Origin of the sequence: Flagellimonas zhangzhouensis, assembly GCF_900102925.1 — a bacterium.
Taxonomy (GTDB): domain Bacteria; phylum Bacteroidota; class Bacteroidia; order Flavobacteriales; family Flavobacteriaceae; genus Flagellimonas; species Flagellimonas zhangzhouensis.
The window spans coordinates 75,866-95,349 of the sequence record NZ_FNKI01000007.1; the positions used below are offsets into that span (position 1 = coordinate 75,866).

The 19,484-nt window shown below is 39.3% G+C and carries 21 protein-coding genes; 9 read left to right on the forward strand and 12 right to left on the reverse strand.

Annotated elements, in window-relative coordinates:
- Nucleotides 1–216 precede the first annotated feature (216 nt).
- The 3 genes from htpG to BLQ18_RS16740 all read left to right on the forward strand — a co-directional run bounded on the left by htpG (nucleotide 217) and on the right by BLQ18_RS16740 (nucleotide 3,901).
- Nucleotides 217–2,103, forward strand: coding sequence for a molecular chaperone HtpG (gene htpG, locus BLQ18_RS16730; protein WP_090299601.1), 1,887 nt, complete (start codon nucleotides 217–219; stop codon nucleotides 2,101–2,103).
- 99 nt (nucleotides 2,104–2,202) lie between these two features.
- The gene (locus tag BLQ18_RS16735; RefSeq protein WP_090299604.1) at nucleotides 2,203–3,540 is read left to right on the forward strand and encodes a hypothetical protein; all 1,338 of its coding nucleotides are present in this window, start codon (nucleotides 2,203–2,205) and stop codon (nucleotides 3,538–3,540) included.
- A 4-nt stretch (nucleotides 3,541–3,544) separates the two neighbouring features.
- On the forward strand, nucleotides 3,545–3,901 hold the full coding sequence (locus BLQ18_RS16740; protein WP_090299607.1) for a DoxX family protein: 357 nt from the start codon (nucleotides 3,545–3,547) through the stop codon (nucleotides 3,899–3,901).
- On the opposite strand, the gene BLQ18_RS16745 is transcribed toward BLQ18_RS16740, so the two are convergent.
- Both BLQ18_RS16745 and BLQ18_RS16750 read right to left on the reverse strand, forming a co-directional pair.
- A complete protein-coding gene (locus tag BLQ18_RS16745) occupies nucleotides 3,898–4,308 on the reverse strand; it encodes a hypothetical protein (RefSeq protein ID WP_090299614.1) in 411 nt (136 codons plus the stop codon). The two genes, BLQ18_RS16740 and BLQ18_RS16745, sit on opposite strands and share 4 nt — an antisense overlap.
- On the reverse strand, nucleotides 4,301–4,879 hold the full coding sequence (locus BLQ18_RS16750; protein ID WP_090299617.1) for an RNA polymerase sigma factor: 579 nt from the start codon (nucleotides 4,877–4,879) through the stop codon (nucleotides 4,301–4,303). The genes BLQ18_RS16745 and BLQ18_RS16750 overlap by 8 nt, the downstream gene beginning before the upstream one ends.
- Before the next feature lie 136 nt (nucleotides 4,880–5,015).
- Between BLQ18_RS16750 and BLQ18_RS16755 the strand changes: the two genes are divergently transcribed.
- Nucleotides 5,016–5,369: a DUF6249 domain-containing protein gene (locus BLQ18_RS16755; protein WP_090299620.1), complete on the forward strand. Its 354-nt coding sequence runs from the start codon at nucleotides 5,016–5,018 to the stop codon at nucleotides 5,367–5,369.
- 65 nt (nucleotides 5,370–5,434) lie between these two features.
- On the forward strand, nucleotides 5,435–6,067 hold the full coding sequence (locus BLQ18_RS16760) for an MOSC domain-containing protein (protein WP_090299623.1): 633 nt from the start codon (nucleotides 5,435–5,437) through the stop codon (nucleotides 6,065–6,067).
- 50 nt (nucleotides 6,068–6,117) lie between these two features.
- Here BLQ18_RS16760 and BLQ18_RS16765 read toward each other — a convergent pair whose 3' ends face one another.
- Nucleotides 6,118–6,495: a hypothetical protein gene (locus tag BLQ18_RS16765; protein ID WP_090299626.1), complete on the reverse strand. Its 378-nt coding sequence runs from the start codon at nucleotides 6,493–6,495 to the stop codon at nucleotides 6,118–6,120.
- Nucleotides 6,496–6,706: 211 nt separating this feature from the next.
- Here BLQ18_RS16765 and BLQ18_RS16770 point away from each other — a divergent pair, with 211 nt between their 5' ends.
- Nucleotides 6,707–7,576, forward strand: coding sequence for an AraC family transcriptional regulator (locus BLQ18_RS16770; protein ID WP_090299629.1), 870 nt, complete (start codon nucleotides 6,707–6,709; stop codon nucleotides 7,574–7,576).
- Nucleotides 7,577–7,582: 6 nt separating this feature from the next.
- Here the strand turns inward: BLQ18_RS16770 and BLQ18_RS16775 are convergent, their stop codons facing one another.
- On the reverse strand, nucleotides 7,583–8,353 hold the full coding sequence (locus BLQ18_RS16775; RefSeq protein ID WP_090299633.1) for a S1/P1 nuclease: 771 nt from the start codon (nucleotides 8,351–8,353) through the stop codon (nucleotides 7,583–7,585).
- Between the two features lie 168 nt (nucleotides 8,354–8,521).
- Between BLQ18_RS16775 and BLQ18_RS16780 the strand changes: the two genes are divergently transcribed.
- Nucleotides 8,522–10,720: a DUF5916 domain-containing protein gene (locus tag BLQ18_RS16780; protein ID WP_090299636.1), complete on the forward strand. Its 2,199-nt coding sequence runs from the start codon at nucleotides 8,522–8,524 to the stop codon at nucleotides 10,718–10,720.
- Between the two features lie 105 nt (nucleotides 10,721–10,825).
- Here BLQ18_RS16780 and BLQ18_RS16920 read toward each other — a convergent pair whose 3' ends face one another.
- Complete coding sequence (locus tag BLQ18_RS16920) at nucleotides 10,826–10,993, reverse strand: lmo0937 family membrane protein (protein ID WP_139150418.1); 168 nt, start codon at nucleotides 10,991–10,993, stop codon at nucleotides 10,826–10,828.
- 242 nt (nucleotides 10,994–11,235) lie between these two features.
- Here BLQ18_RS16920 and BLQ18_RS16785 point away from each other — a divergent pair, with 242 nt between their 5' ends.
- Together BLQ18_RS16785 and BLQ18_RS16790 are read left to right on the forward strand one after the other, a co-directional pair.
- Entirely contained in the window at nucleotides 11,236–12,498 is a 1,263-nt protein-coding gene (locus BLQ18_RS16785; RefSeq protein ID WP_090299640.1) for a DUF819 family protein, read from the forward strand.
- A gap of 43 nt (nucleotides 12,499–12,541) precedes the next feature.
- Nucleotides 12,542–13,243, forward strand: a complete 702-nt coding sequence (locus BLQ18_RS16790; RefSeq protein WP_090299686.1) for a DUF4369 domain-containing protein — start codon at nucleotides 12,542–12,544, stop codon at nucleotides 13,241–13,243.
- Here BLQ18_RS16790 and BLQ18_RS16795 read toward each other — a convergent pair.
- The 7 genes from BLQ18_RS16795 to BLQ18_RS16825 all read right to left on the reverse strand — a co-directional run.
- Entirely contained in the window at nucleotides 13,240–13,509 is a 270-nt protein-coding gene (locus tag BLQ18_RS16795) for a hypothetical protein (protein WP_090299644.1), read from the reverse strand. The genes BLQ18_RS16790 and BLQ18_RS16795 overlap by 4 nt on opposite strands.
- A gap of 27 nt (nucleotides 13,510–13,536) precedes the next feature.
- Nucleotides 13,537–14,505: a type I phosphomannose isomerase catalytic subunit gene (locus BLQ18_RS16800; RefSeq protein WP_090299647.1), complete on the reverse strand. Its 969-nt coding sequence runs from the start codon at nucleotides 14,503–14,505 to the stop codon at nucleotides 13,537–13,539.
- Between the two features lie 2 nt (nucleotides 14,506–14,507).
- Complete coding sequence (locus BLQ18_RS16805) at nucleotides 14,508–14,915, reverse strand: 6-pyruvoyl trahydropterin synthase family protein (protein ID WP_090299650.1); 408 nt, start codon at nucleotides 14,913–14,915, stop codon at nucleotides 14,508–14,510.
- Nucleotides 14,915–15,445: an isopentenyl-diphosphate Delta-isomerase gene (gene idi / locus BLQ18_RS16810; RefSeq protein ID WP_090299653.1), complete on the reverse strand. Its 531-nt coding sequence runs from the start codon at nucleotides 15,443–15,445 to the stop codon at nucleotides 14,915–14,917. The genes BLQ18_RS16805 and idi overlap by 1 nt, the downstream gene beginning before the upstream one ends.
- Nucleotides 15,446–15,500: 55 nt before the next feature.
- A complete protein-coding gene (locus BLQ18_RS16815) occupies nucleotides 15,501–16,448 on the reverse strand; it encodes a PorP/SprF family type IX secretion system membrane protein (RefSeq protein ID WP_090299656.1) in 948 nt (315 codons plus the stop codon).
- A gap of 13 nt (nucleotides 16,449–16,461) precedes the next feature.
- Complete coding sequence (locus BLQ18_RS16820; RefSeq protein ID WP_090299660.1) at nucleotides 16,462–18,510, reverse strand: T9SS type B sorting domain-containing protein; 2,049 nt, start codon at nucleotides 18,508–18,510, stop codon at nucleotides 16,462–16,464.
- 2 nt (nucleotides 18,511–18,512) lie between these two features.
- Nucleotides 18,513–19,484 (reverse strand): DUF7151 family protein (locus tag BLQ18_RS16825; RefSeq protein WP_139150419.1); only part of this gene is annotated, 972 nt, incomplete at its 5' end.

Sequence of the window (19,484 nt, forward strand, 5' to 3'; positions counted from 1 at the left end):
ATAAACAAACTGTTATAGACTTTTACCATTTCATAGCAATTTTTTCTATAACACCATAAAGATATAATTTTTGTTTAAACTTTTTCCATTTTTTTTAAACAAAAAAATGTTAAAATTTAATTTTCAATGGATTTGCCTTTTAAAAATGTCAGTTTGTCAGATTTTATACTCTGGTATTTTTTTTGACTTAAAGCTGAAAAAGAAAACTATTTTAAGATGACAACAGGTAAAATCAATGTTTCAGTAGAGAACATTTTTCCCTTGATCAAAAAATTCCTTTACAGTGATCACGAGATTTTTTTAAGGGAGTTGATATCCAACGCAACAGATGCAACATTAAAACTTAAACACCTTACCTCCATCGGTGAAGCCAAAGTAGAATATGGCAACCCTATGATCGAGGTAAAAGTGGACAAAGAGAACAAACGCATCCACATTATCGACCAAGGAATCGGTATGACCGAGGACGAGGTAAAAAAATACATTAACGAAGTGGCCTTTTCTGGAGCCGAAGAGTTTTTGGACAAATACAAAGACGCTGGCAAAGATTCAGGAATTATCGGTCACTTTGGCTTAGGTTTTTACTCTGCCTTTATGGTTGCTGAAAAAGTAGAGATTATTTCCAAAAGTTTTAAGAATGAACCTGCCGTTCATTGGACCTGTGATGGTTCTCCAGAATTTTCCATTGAGCCACATGACAAAACAGAGCGAGGTACCGAGATTGTACTGCACGTTGCGGAAGATTCCACCGAGTTTTTGGAAGATGCCAAGATTCGTGAGTTGTTGGTGAAGTACAACAAGTTTATGCCCATTCCAATCAAGTTTGGTACAAAAACTGAGACACTTCCAAAACCAGAGGATGCCAAAGAAGAGGATCCTGCGCCAACCCAAGAGGTGGATAACATCATCAACAATCCCAATCCAGCTTGGACCAAGCAGCCTACCGATTTGGAGGATGAGGATTACAAAAGCTTTTACAGAGAGTTGTATCCGATGCAATTTGAGGAGCCTTTGTTCCACATCCACCTAAATGTGGATTATCCGTTCAACTTAACAGGGATTTTATATTTCCCGAAGTTGACGAACGACCTCAACATTCAAAAAGACAGGATTCAATTATACCAGAACCAGGTATTCGTTACCGATAATGTAGAGGGTATTGTTCCTGAGTTCTTGACCATGCTTCGCGGTGTTATCGATTCTCCAGATATTCCATTGAACGTTTCCCGTTCTTATCTTCAGGCGGATGGTGCAGTGAAGAAAATTTCTTCTTACATCACCCGTAAAGTTGCCGATAAATTGAGTTCCCTGTTCAAAAACAACCGTGAGGACTTTGAGCAAAAATGGAACGATATCAAGGTTGTGATTGAGTATGGAATGCTTTCCGAAGATAAATTCTTTGAAAAGGCGGACAAATTTGCCTTGTACCCAACCGTGGATGGCAAGTTCTACACTTTTGAAGAGTTGGAAGCGAAAATCAAGGACAACCAAACGGACAAAAACGACAAATTGGTGGTTTTGTATGCTTCCGACAAAGAAGCACAACACAGTTATATTGATGCAGCTGTGGCCAAAGGTTACGAAGTGCTATTGATGGATTCCCCAATTGTTTCCCATTTGATGCAAAAATTGGAAACCACTAAGGAAAATCTAACGTTTGCCCGTGTGGATGCCGACCATATCGACAACATCATCAAAAAAGATGAGGAAGCTATTTCCAAACTTTCCGATGAAGAAAAAGACCAATTGAAATCGGAATTGGAAAAAGTAACCACTGATAAGGGCTTTACCATTCAATTGGAGGCAATGGACAGCAGTGCATCTCCGTTTATTATTACCGAACCAGAATTTATGCGCAGAATGAAAGAAATGCAGCAAACTGGTGGCGGTGGTATGTTCGGAATGGGCAACATACCCGATATGTACAACTTGATCGTGAACACCAACCACGAGTTGATCGGTGAGATCTTGAATACCAAAACGGAGAAAAAACGAACTCGATTGATCAATCAATCTTTGGATTTGGCCCGCCTTTCCAAAGGATTGCTCAAAGGAGAGGAATTGACCAAATTTATCTCCCGAAGCTACGAGATGATCAAATAATTGGGTTTCTCACAAAAATAAATTTGCAAAACCGCTCATTATGAGCGGTTTTCTTTTTTTAACTATCTTGGGTGTATCAATCAAATAGCCAAACCACCCTTGAACAACAACGATTACAACAGCCCGTCGTTTAAAAAGTTGCTGGACTCCCTGCAGCAACAAAGTTGGGAACTCGAACTCATTATTTCGGGTTTCGCCATTTTCGGTCTCTTTACCGCCTACGACCCTTTGCGCATTGAAATGATCAATGCACAAAACGAGGATCAAGTCTACAATTTCGTGGTCTATTTTGTACTCACGATTGCGGCCTCCATCCTACTATTTAATCTATTGCTCCATGTGATTCTTCGGGGATTGTGGATTGGATCTTTGGGGCTCAGATATGTATCTGGGGATATTGAATTCGATAAGCTCAAGTATTCGGAGAAATTTACCAATTACCTAAAAAAACGAATTGTATCCTTTGACCGTTACATTGCCAATTTAGAGAACTATTGTAGTGTACTTTTTGCCATTTCGTTCTTGTTGATATTTTACGTTTTGGCATTTACCATGATCATCATCTGTATAGTATTGGTGGCTCAATTTGTGATTGAAAGTGAAGTGCTTCCAGAACAATTTGCCAGTATTTTTGGGGCCTTTTTGATGATTTTTATCATCATTGGAATGATTTTGACCTTTATAGATTTTATTACACAAGGTTGGCTCAAAAAGAAAAAATGGATCTCACGGCTTTATTTCCCTATCTATTGGATATTTAGTTTTATAACCCTCTCCTTTTTGTATCGACCTTTGGTCTATAATTTTTTGGACAATCGATTTGGGAAGCGCCTCATTTTATTGCTCACACCCATTTATCTGGTGATTCTGCTCATTACCACCGTAGAATATCGCACCTCCAATTATTTGGAAAAGGATCAGAATTCTTCAAGCATTTTTGCCAACAAGGAAAATTATTTTGATATGTTGACGGATGAAGAGGATTTTCCTGGTAGATTGGTAATTCCCTCCAAAGTAATCACTGAACCCTACCTAAAAGTATTTGTCCCCTTTTCTGAAAACATTGAAAACCGCATTTTCGCTTTTAATGATTCCCTCAAACCAAAAAATGATCGTAGAGGACTCTCCTCCAGTATGAAAATTAATACCAATTGGAGTGATGAGATTACTTCTGCCCGTCAAAAAGACAGTATTCGAAAAGCTTATTTAAAAACTTTCAACACCATTTATTCCTTTAAAATTGACACGCTTAAATTGGATGAGGATTTTATTATTACCACTGGAAAGCACAACATTTTAGGTTTTGAAACCTATTTGAACATCAAAGATTTGGAGGAGGGCAAACACCTCCTCAAATTGATTCGACTGCGAAAGGAAAAAGATACCGTTGCCCGATATTCCGATGCGGCAATTCCCTTCTGGAACTTTAAAGAATAGAAATATGGCTCCTTGGCATTTATATTTAATGGCGTTGCTCTACATTTTTGCAGGGGTTATGCATTTTATAAAACCTAAAATGTATTTGCGCATAATGCCCCAATACCTCCCAGACCATAAATTATTGGTTTTGTTGAGCGGTATTTTCGAAGTGGCATTTGGCGTTGCTTTATTGTTTTCGTTTACACGCGAATGGTCCGTTTATGGCATTATTTTAATGTTGTTGAGTTTTTTGCCTGTACATTTTTATATGCTCAGCAGCGAAAAAGCAGGTGCAGGAATACCTTTATGGCTTCTTATTTTACGTGTGCCCCTCCAATTTGTGTTGATGTATTGGGCCTTTTCGTATGTTAATATTTAAAAGTGTGTCTTATCAAAGTACTTTTTAAGTCGGGTGACTTGGGCAAAAAACAACAATCCGAATAACAATACGGAATACAGCAACACTTTGGAAGATGTATAATGTTCAAATCCACCCCAAACATTATCAAAAGCAGCATTGAAATTCAATTTGGCAAACCATCCCTCATTGGAATTGAATCCAAATTTAGAAATCAAAAACACCACCAAGGCCAAGAACGAAACCCCAATGGAAACCAAGGTAGTTCGCGACAATATAGGTTGATATTCAAATATAGGCTGTGCGGTTTCAGCTTCAATTTTTTGCATTAAATTTTTGGTGAAATCTACTGAAGGTTGCTCCAAAGGAGCCTCATTCATTAGCTGATCCACCAATTCTTCCCATTTTTTATCCTTTTCCTTATCCATTGCTTTCTAAAATTTCGCCCAACAAACTGTTTTGCATGATATCTGCCAGTTTTTTTCTGGCCCTAAACAATCGAACCTTTAAGGTATTTACCGAAAGGTTTAAAATTTTCTCCATTTCCACAAGATTCTTCTCCTCAAAATAAAACAAGGTGACTATCGCAGCATCTTCTGCAGATAATTTGCCCATGCATGCTTGGATCAACTCACTTTTCTCTTGTTTTACCATTTTCTCCATGGCATTGTCCACATCGGCAAAAGCTATGGCCTTGGTATATTCAAAATCGACCTCAAGCCTCCTTTTTTTATTTTTTTTGATGCGATCCAAACTGGTGTTATAGGCAATTCGATAGATCCATGTGGATATCTTGGAATCCCCTTTAAAACTATCCAAGGAATTAAAAATCTTTATGAACGTGTCTTGGGAAACCTCTTCGGCTTCCTCCCTATTGCCCAACATGCGCAACGTTAGCGTGAACACCAAATCCTTATATTGATCCACAAAAACACCGAATGCATGGGTGTTTCCACCTCGGATTTCGGATAACAGCTTTTGTTCTTTGTTGGTCAGCATTGTTCATTGGACGCCAAAAGTGACAATTGGGTTACACCAAAACACTTTTTTTATAAAGTTATGTAACCTGTTGAAATAAAATGTCGTCATAGGCTATGAACAAAATGTATAAATAATCATTTAAAAACGAATAGTTATGGGATCAGAAGTAATTATCATGCCAATCATCATGGGGGTAATTTTTGCCATTGCCTACCTTTATTTTTCAACAAGGAACAAGGAACGCCTAGCATTGATTGAAAAAGGCGCCGACGCCAGTATTTTTGTTAGAGGCAAGAGCGGCAAGGCAGCTCCGATTTGGAAAATTATTATCCTAAATCTAGCCTTATTGCTCATGGGTATTGGAGCAGCCATATTTGTAGCCTCCATTTTACACTATAGCTTAGGGGTGGATGAGGAAGTTGCCTATCCAGGAGCCATCTTTTTAATGGCAGGTGTTGGACTTATGGTCGGTTTTAACATGACCAAAAAATTGGACAAAGAGGATTAATCCTAAAAAATGAAACACTTTGAAAGACCACCGCAACCGCGGTGGTTTTTTTATATCTTGTCTGTATGAAAGTGATATCGACCAACATCGGCAAGTCTACCAAAATTGAATGGAACGGGGAGGAAACCACCACGGGAATCTTTAAATATCCTGTGGATGAGCCCATTTATTTAAATAAAGAAGACGTTTCTCACGATACCATTGCAGACCGCAGGGTTCATGGCGGGATTTTCAAGGCTTGTTATTTATTTTCAGCCGACCAATATCCATATTGGAAGGTAAAATATCCCGATTTGGAATGGGATTGGGGCATGTTCGGCGAGAATTTAACCGTTGAAGGCTTGGATGAATCCAAGATTCGTATCGGAAATGTGTACCAACTGGGTACGGCATTGGTTCAAGTTACCCAACCAAGAGAACCTTGTTTTAAGTTGGGCATTCGGTTTAACGACCAAAATATTTTAAAGGAGTTTATCGACCATGAATTTCCAGGTACCTACATCCGAATTTTAAGGGAAGGAAGTGTTTCGGTTGGCGACACCTTGGAATTGGTGGATGAATCTAAATCCTCGTTGACCACCCAGCAATTCTATAATTTACTTTTTTCTAAGGAAAAGAACAGCGAATTGATACAAATGGCGATTGAGAATGATGCTTTACCATCCAGTAAAAGAGAGAAGCTAAAAAAATGGGCATAAAAAAAGGGGGCCTCCCGACCCCCAATGCACATAAAAATTAACTAAACAAACTATCTTACTACAACCTCGTCTGTGTAAGTTCCAAACTTGTCCACTACAACGATGGTGTATTTACCTTTAAATGCTTTTTCGAAGTTGAAAGCTTTCTCAACTACGATATCTCCTTCGATAGCCTCATCAAAAACCAATCTTTTGTCGGCATCGTATACTTTTAAAAGCACCTTTCCTTGAGATACGTTCAAAAGGTTCATCATTACTTTTTGACCTTTCTTTACGAATACTGGATCAAGGTTAACTTTTACCAAATTCTTTTCTACCTCGTATTTGGCTACTACTTTTTTACCAAATTCTGCAGAGTTTACGTTAGCTGCCGCAATTGCACTGATCAAAAGGGCTGCTGCTACTGTTAGATTCTTTACTACTTTCATAACATTTCGCTTTTTTAAGATTACAGTACAAATGTATGGCAGCATATAGCACAGAAATACCACCATCTTTTCCACTTTCTATGCTATATTAACATGGTGCAAGTATTAACATACTCTTAATGATAAAATAGCATACCTTTATGGTAAAATTGTTGATATTTGTATTTTATACACTTTTAAATCTTTATAAAGTCCAATAAAAATTTCACTTATGATTCAAAAACCTGCTTTTGAAGCCATCGCCCCCAGTTTTGGACACTCATTTACTTTTATGAAGTTTAATGAGAATAACGAGAATAAAAACGCTGGTTGGCATTACCACCCCGAATTGGAGCTGGTATATGTTAACGGGGGTTCAGGAAAAAGACAAATAGGTAGCCATGTTTCCTACTTTAGGAATGGTGACCTTATATTAATAGGTTCCAATTTGCCGCATTGCGGATTCACCGACAAGCTTACTGGTAATAAAAGTGAGACCTTGGTACAAATGAAAATGGATTTTCTTGGAAGCGACTTCTTCAATATTCCAGAAATGAAGAATATTCAGAAATTGTTTGAAGTTGCCAAGAGTGGTATTGCATTTTCAGGAAAAACAAAAACCAAGGTGGGTGAAAAAATGGAAATTTTGGAATACCAGACCGATTTTCAGCGTTTGTTATCTATCCTTAATATATTGAACATCTTGGCCACCTCAAAAGAAATGAACGTGCTGAATGCTGAAGGCTTCTCCATGGAAACCGAGGTTAAGGACAACGACCGTATCAATATTGTGTTCAACCACGTGAAGACCAATTTTAAGGAAGACATCAGTCTAGAGCAAATTTCGGACATGGTGAGCATGACGGTTCCTTCGTTTTGTAGATACTTTAAAAAGATTACCAACAAAACCTTTACGCAGTTTGTAAACGAATATCGTTTGGTGCACGCCTCCAAATTATTGGCGGAACAACCTATAAGTATTACTCAGGTGTGTTACGATAGTGGATTTAATAATTTCTCTCACTTCAACAAATCGTTCAAAGCGTTTACGGGCCAGAATCCTTCGGAATACAGAAATCAGTTAAAAACTGTTCTACATTAAATAGTATTAGGCAAACAAGTCGTTGAGTACCTTGGCCAAACGTAACCCTCCACGTTGGAGTTGTTGGAACAGAAGGTCGTTGTAGTCGTACGTATAACGATAGCCCAGTTTTTCACCAACTTCAACAGACTCATAAAGCTCACCACAAATTACATGGGATTCGTCTATCCAATCGTAAATGGTGCCTTCTTGGATGCTTTTGCGTTCCTTTTTTGAAACATCGGTAAGTTCATTGGCCAATTCAGAGTAGGTCATCCCGTACGAATTGATCAAGTTGGTATCCCAAACACGGTGAAGATTACTTCCTTGACCAAACCATTGCACTTGGATATCGTTACCTCCTTTGTCCTCCCCCCTACTGGCATGCATGGGTTGGTGCAGGTCTCCGATAAAATGAACGAGCATTTTTAAATAAAAAACACGCTCCTCCCTACTGTTGTTCTCATCCTTAACCTCGGCAATACAATCTTCAATACCCGTGATGATATCGCCATATTTGCTTTTTTCTGAATCAATATATTTTGAATTCAAAGGATAATTGGCATAGTGCCAAGCCGAGTATTTAGAATAGGAACGTTCAGCTTTAATATCATCTCCAAAAGTAGATACGAACGCTAAACTATGACCATCCAACAAATCGTTAAGTGCCCTACGGGCCTTACCTGTTAAATGTTCCTGTGCAATTTGTCCTGTGATACGGTGTCCTGTTTTGCCCCAGATGATATTTCCCAAGGCGATAACTGGAAATAAGATTAGTAGAAATAAGCTTTTTTTCATGGGTGTTTATGCTGTTCAACAAAAATAGGGCTACCCGTTTGAAGTACACAAATGTTCCGCACTATTTATGTGAATTAAAAAGAATCTATCAAAAAAGCATCTTGCTTGCATTCTTAGGATTTATTTAACGATAACATTAAATTTGCGCCACCAACTAAACTTAAAATCATGACCAAACTTTATATTGTACTTGTTACAATAGTATTGCCGCTTACCATTTATTCACAAACCAGTTCCAAAGAAATCCATGTAAAATTTACCGATTCCCCCTTCACCATCGATGGCGCGTTGGATGAACCCATTTGGGAAAATGCCGAACCCACCGATAGTTTTTACCAATTTTTCCCAGCAGATACCATTCAGGCCGTAAAGCAAACCGAAGTTCGATTACTTTACAGCAGTACAACCTTATATATAGGTATAAAAATGTATGCTGATGGAGAAGATTATGTAATTCCATCCCTTAAAAGGGATTATGGTGCAGGAGGTAATGATAATATTAGTATTGTATTCGACACCTTTAATGATGGGACCAACGCTTTCTTATTTGGAATCAACCCCTATGGTGTTCGAAGGGAAGCCTTAATTTCTGGAGGTGGACAAGGTTCCAGCGGATTCACCATGTCTTGGGATGTAAAATGGAAAGGTGAGACCCAAATTTTTGATGGGTACTACACTTCTGAAATTGCCATTCCACTTACATCTTTCAAATTTAGACAAGGAGAAACCAAATGGCGTTTCAATGCCTATAGGTTTGATATGCAAACCAATGAGCAAAGTACTTGGGTACAAATTCCTCAGAACCAGAAGATCTACAATCTGGCCTTTATGGGCGATATGATCTTTGAAAGACCCTTGGGTAAATCAAGAACCCCATTGGCACTTATCCCCTATGTAAATGGATTGGCCGCCAAAGACTATGAAAACAACGACAGCTTCGAAACCTTCAATGTAGGTGGTGATGCCAAAGTTTCCATTGGAAATGGGATGAACTTGGATATTACCGTTAACCCAGATTTTTCGAATGTGGAAGTTGACAATGTGATTACAAACGTCACCCGATTTGAAGTTTCCTTGCCAGAAAAAAGACAGTTTTTTATTGACAATAGCGACCTTTTTGGCTCTTTTGGTACCGAAAGCGATTACAATCCGTTTTTCTCCAGAAGAATCGGATTGGCACAAAACGCCGAAGGACAAACCATTGAAAACGGTATTATCGGAGGGGTTCGCCTCAGTGGAAAATTGAACGAAAATTGGAGATTGGGCTTGATGAACCTTCAAACAGAAAAGGATGAAGCCAACGAGATTGCAAGTAACAACAATACCGTGTTTGCCCTTCAGAAAAAAATGTTCTCACGCTCCAACCTCAGCTTTATTTTCGTAAACCGTGAAACTTTCGAGGATTACGATTTTTTACTGGACGAAGATCGCTACAACCGTGTGGTTGGATTGGATTATAATTTGGCGAGTGCCGATAATACGTGGACAGGCAAATTCTTTTACCACAAATCCTTTACACATGGTATTGAAGACCGAGATGATGCAGGTGGTATTAGCCTGAAATACAATTCAAGGTTTTTAAATCTTGGAATCAACGGGAATTTTGTGGGCGACAACTTCCGTTCCGACCTTGGTTTTGTGCCTAGAACCGATATTTTATATGTCAATCCTTCCGCAGAGGTGATATTTTATCCAAGAAAAGGAAAATTAAACTCCCATGGTTTTTTTACCCGACCTGAATTTGTTTGGAGACCGACCTTGGATTACAAAAACACCGACTATTTTATTTTTACAGGTTGGCAAGCACAATTTAAGAGTCAAGAAGAAATTTCGGTTAGATTATTTAACCGATATACCTATTTGACCAATCCTTTTGACCCTACTCGAACCGATGGGGGAACGCCATTACCAGGCGAAACAGGATACTATTACACCAGTGGAGAATTAGAATTTACCAGTGATAAAAGAAAAATGTTCTATTATTCCCTTGAACCAGGCTACGGTAACTTTTTTAACGGTACCCGTTTGGTTTTTGAAGGACAGTTGAATCTTAGGGTACAACCCAAAATGAATTTCTCCTTGGCATTCAACTATAACCATATTGAACTTCCTGAACCCTATGAAACTGGAGATATTTGGTTGTTAAGCCCTAAAATCGACTTGACTTTTTCTAAATCCATTTTCTGGTCCACTTTGGTGCAGTACAGCAATCAGCTGGATAATTTAGGCTTCAATTCACGTTTGCAATGGCGTTTTGCCCCTTTGTCCGACCTATTTTTGGTGTATAACGATAACTACTTTGTGAATTCCTTTATGCCCCGAAACCGTTCAATCAACCTAAAGTTGACTTATTGGTTGAATATTTAATGAACGTATTATAAATTATGATGGCTTATAAAAAAAGGTTGCCAAATATTGGCAACCTTTTTTTCTTTCTTTTTCAATGCAATTGGTAATTCCTATTACCCCAATTTATAGGGGTTTACGTCCAGAGATTATATTATATAATACAGCAATTACAGCGATTACCAATAATATATGTATCAGGCTTCCTGTGCCTATTCCAGCTACAATTCCAAAAAATCCCAATACCCAAATTATTATACAAATTACGGCTACAAGCCAAAGTAAACTTCTCATAACTTCTTGGTTTTAGTGTTTCTATACCATAAAATTAAGATCGTTGGCAGTCAACTCTTGTTTCAATAGATGGAATTGTTAACTCAAAACAGATTAATTTTTTTTTAAGGATAAATGAAAACTTTCAATAATCCATCTTAAAACTATGCTCTGTTTTAGGGCTGGCAATTCATTTCAAAACCACACTTTCACTTTATTCGGGGTAGTATTTTCCTATATTTGGGCAACTAGCTTAAAAATATATGGACCAACTACCCTTTACCCAAGACACGATTATTTTTGGGTTACTCTGCCTTTGTTTAGGATTCGTTTTTTATACCTCTTCCATTAAAACTGGTTTTTGGAGCAAATTTTACAGCATTGTTCCAACAGTGCTCATGTGTTATTTATTACCAGCAATTTTGGCCAGTGTAGGTATTGTGGATGAAGCGTCATCGCAAACTTATTATATAGCGAGTAGGTATTTGTTGCCCGCGGCATTGATTTTAATGACGTTGAGTATAGACTTAAAGGCAATCCTCAATTTGGGAAGTAAGGCACTTATCATGTTTTTAACGGGAACGGCGGGAATTATCATTGGAGGGCCATTGGCCATTTTAATAGTTTCTATTATTTCGCCTGAAACTGTTGGTGGAGTTGGATTTGATGCTGTTTGGAGGGGCTTGGCCACGATTGCAGGGAGTTGGATCGGCGGTGGCGCCAATCAAGCAGCCATGTTGGAAGTGTTCCAATACAACCAAGAAAATTATGGCGGCATGGTTCTTATTGATATTGTGGTTGCCAACCTTTGGATGGCCATAATTCTGCTTGGGGTAGGAAAAACCCAAAAAATAGACCGATGGTTAAAAGCCGATACCTCATCCATTGAAGAACTAAAAGTAAAAGTGTCCACCTATACCGAAAAAATCGCTCGGGTCACAACCCTTCAAGATTTTATCATGATGCTTTTTTATGCGTTTACTGGTGTTGGAATTGCCCATTTATTAGGTTTTCACTTTGCCGATTTCCTTCAAAACAATTTTGAAGTGGTGCGTAACCCACAAAAAATATTATCCTCATTAGGTTCTGAATTTCTCTGGATGGTAGTTTTTGCCACGGTTATCGGAATTGGTCTTTCCTTTACAAAAGCTAAAAATTACGAAGGAGCAGGTGCCAGTAAAATTGGCGGCGTTTTCATTTATATTTTGGTGGCCACTATTGGAATGAAAATGGATCTGGGCAAAGTCCTTGAGAATCCAGGTTTAATTGTTATTGGACTTATTTGGATTTCCATTCACGCTGGACTTTTAATTTTAGTAGCTAAATTGATAAAGGCTCCTTTCTTCTTTTTGGCCGTGGGTAGTCAAGCAAATGTAGGAGGAGCAGCTTCGGCACCTGTGGTTGCTGCCGAATTTCACCCTTCCTTGACCTCCGTCGGCATTCTTTTAGCTGTTTTTGGATATGTGGTGGGTACCGCTGGAGCTTATTTATGCGCTTTGTTGATGGAAGTCGCCTCCAATGTTTAATTTATTTGAGAAGATTATGCATATTTGCGCTGCAAAAAATTTAATGATGAAGCGGATATTGTTTGTATTGATTGTTGGTCTAGTTGCTGTTTCCTGTGAAAAGAGCACTGAAAACACGATGACCTTGACTGGAAATATTAAAGGACTTAAAAAAGGTACTTTGTATTTGCAACAGTTTCAAGATTCTACCTTAGTGAATTTGGATTCTTTGGAAATTAAGGGAGATGGAAATTTCAGTTTTTCGGAAGAAGTGGAAGAACCAGAGATTTTTTACCTATACCTTCAAAAGGAGGACAATAACGATATCAACGACCGCATCACTTTTTTTGGTGAAGCTGGAAACATAACCATCAACACCAGTTGGAACACATTTGACACCAATGTGGAAATCAGTGGATCCAAATCCAATGATAAAATGGTGGAGTTTTATGAGATGGCATCCAAATTCAACATTAAGGAACTTCAATTGGCACAACAGGCTTCCTTGCCAGAATACCAAAATGATTCCATTGCCATGGATTCTATTGTGACCTTAATGGACCAGAATACCATTAACAGGTATCGTTATGCACTTAACTTTGGATTGACCAATGGAAGTTCATTCGCTACACCATATTTGATGATTACAGAGGCTAGCGAGGCAAATCCAAAATATTTGGATTCCATTTACAACAATTTGGACCCTGAGATTGCGGCGTCCAAATACGGAAAATCTTTAAAAGCTTTTTTAGACGGTAACGACTAAGCCAAACTGTTGAGTTGCTCAACAAGTTCGGTAGCCTTAACTTCCAAATCTTTGCGGATTTCGGTGAAATGCGCCTTGTTGTTTTCCACATCTTTCTGATGAAGTTTGTTCATGAGCTCATCAAAGGCATCAATGGCCTTATCGATGATTACCGAACCCTCTTCGGATTCTTTGTTCCCTGATCCTGCTTCCCAGATGTACACGGCCTCAATTATGTCTCCCAAAACAAAATTGATGTCTTTTTTTAAATCGCGAATACTTGGCATTTTGTGTCTATTTCTTTAAAGATACTATTAAATACTGACTTCTAAAAGCTTTGCACCATTGGTGTCAACATCAACATAAGTGCTTGATGCCGAAATCAATAGCGTTTGACCTTTTTCTATGTTCGTGGTACCCCAATCGTTGGTGATTTTTGCCTCTCCCCCAACACACATATAAATGGTGAAGGAGTCTCTTTTAGACAAATCTTGATGTAAAGGTTGGGTCAATTCCAAAAAATTGGTTCTAAAATAAGGGCAATCCACCATGCTGTTTACCGTATCCATTTCATGGGGATAATTCACCTTAAAATCATCCTTCTTTTCATAATCAATGGCATCTATTGCCAATTCGGTATGCAACTCACGTAGGTTTCCTTCTTTATCCTTTCTGTTGAAATCAAATACGCGGTAGGTAATATCGGAGGTCTGTTGAATTTCTGCCAAAAGCACGCCTGCTCCAATAGCATGTATTTTTCCAGTATTGATGAAAAAAGTATCACCTTCGGTCACTTCCTCATAGTTCATCAAATTGGTCAATGTTCCCGCTTCAATACTTTTTACATACTCTTCTTTTTCCACTTCTTTATTGAAACCTACAATCAATTGGGCACCTGGATCAGCATCCATAATGTACCACATTTCGGTTTTCCCAAAAGAATCATGTCGTTCTTTCGCCAATGCATCATTGGGGTGCAATTGGATGGAAAGATCTTGTTTGGCATCAATAAATTTAATCAGAATAGGAAATTCAGATCCAAATCGTTCCACTACACTTTTCCCCAAAAGCTCTTCTCCCCTTTCATCCATCAACTCTTGTAGGGATGTTCCATACAATTCGCCATTGGAAACTACCGAAATATCACCTTTAACTCCTGAAAGCTCCCAGCTTTCACCTGTGATGTCACTCTCGATGGGTTTTCCTAAAACGTCTTTTAATTTGGTTCCACCCCAAAGTCTTTCTTTAAGAATAGGGGTAAATTGTAGTGGGTATAAATTCATTTTTATCCTGAATAGGTTACAAAATTTCGTGGGGTTTCATAGAGCATTACTTCCAGCTCTTTTTTATCACTAATGTGAGGTCTTAATTTGTTCCAGATTACCACAGCAATATTTTCTGCGGTAGGATTTAAGTTTTTAAACTCGGGAACATCCAAATTGAGGTTTTTGTGGTCCAAGGCTTCTTCCACATGCTCTTGGATGAGTTCTTTGAGCACTTTAAGATCCATAACAAAACCTGTTTCTTGATCTATTTCACCTGTCACACTTACTATTAAATCATAATTATGACCGTGATACCTAGGATTATTGCACTTACCAAAAATCGTTTGGTTCTTTTCATCGCTCCAATCGTCTCTGTGCAATCTATGCGCTGCATTAAAGCTGGCTTTTCTGCTTACTTTCACTTTCATTATGCTGGAGTATTTTCCATTAAATGGTCATAAAATCGTTCAAAGATTATTTTGAACCACGCTGTATAGCTTTGCGGGTTTTCCTCCATATCTTTCTTCACATCCGAAGGTAACATCCATTTCCAATCAGCCACCTCATCTGGGTTGATTTTTGGTTCTTCGGTGAACTTCCCAATCATTACATGGTCAAATTCATGTTCGGTAAGTCCATTGTCAAAAGGAGCTTTATAAATAAAGGAAAACAGTTCTTTAAGCTCTGTAGTGAATCCCATTTCTTCCATCAATCGGCGCTTTCCTGCCTCAATATTGCTTTCTCCGTCTCTTTGATGACTACAACAGGTATTGGTCCATAAAAGGGGGGAATGGTACTTATGCGCTGCTCGTTGTTGCAGCATGGTCTCGCCTTTGTCGTTCATTACAAAAACAGAAAATGCCCTATGCAAAAGTGCCTTTTCATGGGCTTCCATTTTGGGCATTAAACCAATAGGTTCATCCAATTCGTTTACCAAAATCACATTTTCCTCTCTCATGGGGTAAAAATATGACCTTTGTTTGAGAATAAGGTGAAGCGAATTTAAATTCTTCCTAAAAGAAGCGTGGAGATTTCATGTTGGCTACGTTCTTGATAAAGTCGTAGCGCAGGATTACTTCAAAAGAACCGTCATTGAACCTGGTGGCTCCCAAATCGGTAATTTCACGATCATAGGCCAATCCCACCATAATCTGGTCGGAAATCATAAAACCAAACAACCCACTAAAAGCGGCATCCCATCTATAGGCTGCTCCCGCAATGAATTTTTCGTTGAACATAAAGTTGGCGGACAAATCTACTTGCAAGGGTGCTCCTTGCACCATTTTGGTGAGCAAGGTGGGCTTAAATTTTAATACTGGATTTAAATCCCAAACATACCCTGTGATCAGATATAAATTCATTTGTTCCACTGCTGTGGACACGGATGAGGATTGGAAATGTTCGGTCTCTAAAATTCGGGGCACGGAGATTCCTGCATAGAATTTATCTGTGTGATAGTACACGCCTGCTCCAATATTGGGCGAAAACTTATTCTGAATATCTTGTTGCGATTGCAATTGTGGGTCCACTTCGAACTCATCCAATTCGGAATAACGAATGTCCAACATATTGGCGCTGGCCTTTAGGCCAAAACTTAACCTACCTTCTCGCGAGGTGTAAATGGTATAGGAAAAATCTACATCAAAATTGGTTTCCGAAGTGGGACCAATCTTATCATTTACAATGGAAAGTCCCAATCCAACCCCTCGGTAGCCTACTGGTGTATGTACATTCAAGGTTTGGGTTTCTGGAGCACCATCCAAACCCAACCATTGGTTACGATAGAGGGCCGCAATACTCAAATGACCCCGCGAACCCGCATAGGCTGGATTTACACTCACCGTATTGTACATATATTGCGTGTACTGCGCATCTTGCTGGGCACTCACCGAAGTAAGCATTCCCATTAAGATGAGAGTGAGTAATAGACCTTTTTTGGTATTCGCTATATGTTTTTTCACAGTTGGTTAAGGTTTATCTATTGATATAAATGTATCCTGTTAGCTGTTTCATGCTTCCGCCATTATCTTGGTAATCGATGATATAGAAATACGTTCCTACAGGCAGCTTATTATCAGCTTCAACAGTTACCCTTGCTTGGGATGTACCGTCGAATACATTTCCGCTAGTATTGTACGATTTTGTTTGGAAAACCATCACACCCCAACGATTATAGATTTTAACCGTGTTTATTGGGTAATTTTCAAGTCCCTTGATTTCCAATACATCGTGAACGCCATCCCCGTTCGGTGTAATCACATTGATTACATCGACCACTTCTTCATCGGTTGTAAGCTCACCTAAGTCTGGATCTAGATAATTTGGTATACCATTCTCATTGGAATCGTCATTGGAATAATCACCATCCATATTGAGGTCCTCATCAATGGTTTCTATACCATCATCATCGTCATCGGAATCCCTAAAATCTGGAATGCCATCTGAATCTGTATCGGGTAGATGAATACTTGGATCATCGATTTCATCATTTACATCAATATCAATGACCGTTGAACCTTCATAGCCATCGTCCAAACCATCGTTATCCTTGTCTGAACCAATCAGTACTACATCCGCAATTCCATTATGGTCATAATCATGGCCTTCAATGGCATCAGGAACGTTGTCGTTGTCACTATCGTCATCTACGTAATCTGGAATGCCATCTCCGTCAGAATCCACAGGAATTAAACCAATGTTTCCATCATTTTCATATGCATCATCCAATCCATTGTTATTGGCATCTACCAAACTTGGTGGAATGTAGCCTAGGGCAAGTTGTGCCTCCACGTTATCTGGAATACCATCATTATCACTGTCGATATCCAAATAATCAGGTATGCCGTCTCCGTCCGTATCTGTAGGATCTGTTGATGGGTCATCATCACCATCGGCATTTAAATCTTCAAAACTGTCAACAATACCATCATTGTCACTGTCCAAGTCTGCACCAAGCGTGTTTACAATGATTGTAATGGTCGCTGTACTGCAATTGCCACTGTTATCACAAACCGTATAATCGAAAGTATCCGTTCCAGTAAAACCTGAATTTGGAATGTAAGTGATATCATCATCAGTTGGGTTGTTCGGAGTGCCATTCTCATTCAGAACTATGGTTCCGTTGGATGGATTGGTAGCCGTTAAACTACCTGAAGTTGGAATATCGTTATCATTCCCTCTCCAAGAAATAGTAACCTCTGAATCTTGATCTGTTGATGCTGAATCATCCGCCGTATCCACAATCGGCAATACGTTTACAGTAACCGTTGCTGTACTACAATCTCCTAATGAGTTACAGACTGTATAATCGAAACTATCAGCTCCATTGTAATCTGGATTGGGCGTATAGGTCAACACATCATCGGATGGATCATTGGCTGTACCGTTATCATCAACCGTTACGGCCCCATTGGAAGGACCTGTAATAGTCAATGTTCCTGAATTTGGAAGATCGGTATCATTATCAAAAATTGGGGCAACAATAAATCCATCCTCATTCACCACAATGGCATCATCCATTAAATTAGCAGCTTGACTCATACAAACCACTGTAAATCGAGGTAGTTCACTTGTGTTTCCTGCCTTGGTTATAGTTGCCGTATATCGTTCCACTGTTTGGGTGGCCAAAACCATAGGTCGATTTTGATCTCCACTCAATGCAGGACTCCAACTTACAGTTGCTCCTGAAGGTACACTGGCAGAAATATCCAAAGTCACCTCATTATTGGGCGATTCGCAATCCGTAAGAATAAAATATCCCGTTGCATTGGAACCACAAAGTGTACCATCATAGGTCGCAAAATAGATCCCAGGTTGTGTTGCTTCGTAAAATGAATTGGTACCCAAAACGGTTCCCAAATCAGAAGCTTCATACCATTTATAATTGTTTTCGTCCCCTGTATTTGGTGCTTGAAGCAAAAACTGTGCATTCACAAAGTTTATACCAGTAAACAGGGTTAAACATGCAATGAGTAAAGACTTATATGGGTTGAATGATTTCAAATCTGAGGTCGTCTTTATCATTATTATTTTACTACAAATACCACATTGATCAAGGCGTTGTAATCGGCTGGTTGACCTATCACAGTATATGAAAGGTTTCCGTTTGCATCAATTGCCATGGTCGCCGTATTGAAAACCGTTGCATCTGCATAAGTAACATAGTAATACAGATCTGTTCTTGCATAGGTCGGAACAGCTGCAGGTGCTCCTGCACTCGCTACGGTTGGCGAACCAAATTGATCAATATATTCTTGATAGAGGTCGATACTGAATGTCCCATTTGTTGATGCATCGACAGCAATGGATGGTGGATAAAACACTCTTGCTGCTTTTGATGTAATTGGCGCAATAGCTTGAATCACGTCTTCTACAGTTGACTCGTTAGCTCCGTCTCCGTCAACATCCGCAGGTGTATCCGAATTTACTTCTGATGCTGTTTGATTATCAGTAGAAGGGTCACCATTACATACATATTCGGTGGAATCTACCTCAGCCAAATCCAAAGTACCATTTCCGTTATCATCGATACCAGATTCTACCTTTATACCACCTGCTGAACAGTTTGCACCTGCAGGTTCTGTGGTAGTTACCACTAAACTTTTAAGACCATCGGCTCCTGCTGGGCCTATTGCTCCTATTGCTCCGTCTGCTCCATCAGCGCCATTCGCTCCTCTCAAATCGGTAGTGGAAAAACCAAGACCGTCATCCGAGGTAAAGGTCACCACTCCTGTTGTATTGTCATAGCTTCCACCAGTGAAGCCCAATCCGTTTGTTCCATTGATTCCGTCAGCACCTGCTGGACCCTGTGGTCCTGTTGCACCATCTGCTCCATCTATCCCGTCAGCACCATCTGCTCCCGCTGGACCTTGGATACCTTGCGGTCCCGTAGGACCTGCTGGGCCTGTTGCGCCGTCTGCCCCTCTCAAATCAGTGGTGGAAAAACCAAGTCCATCATCCGAGGTAAAGGTCACCACTCCTGTTGTATTGTCATAGCT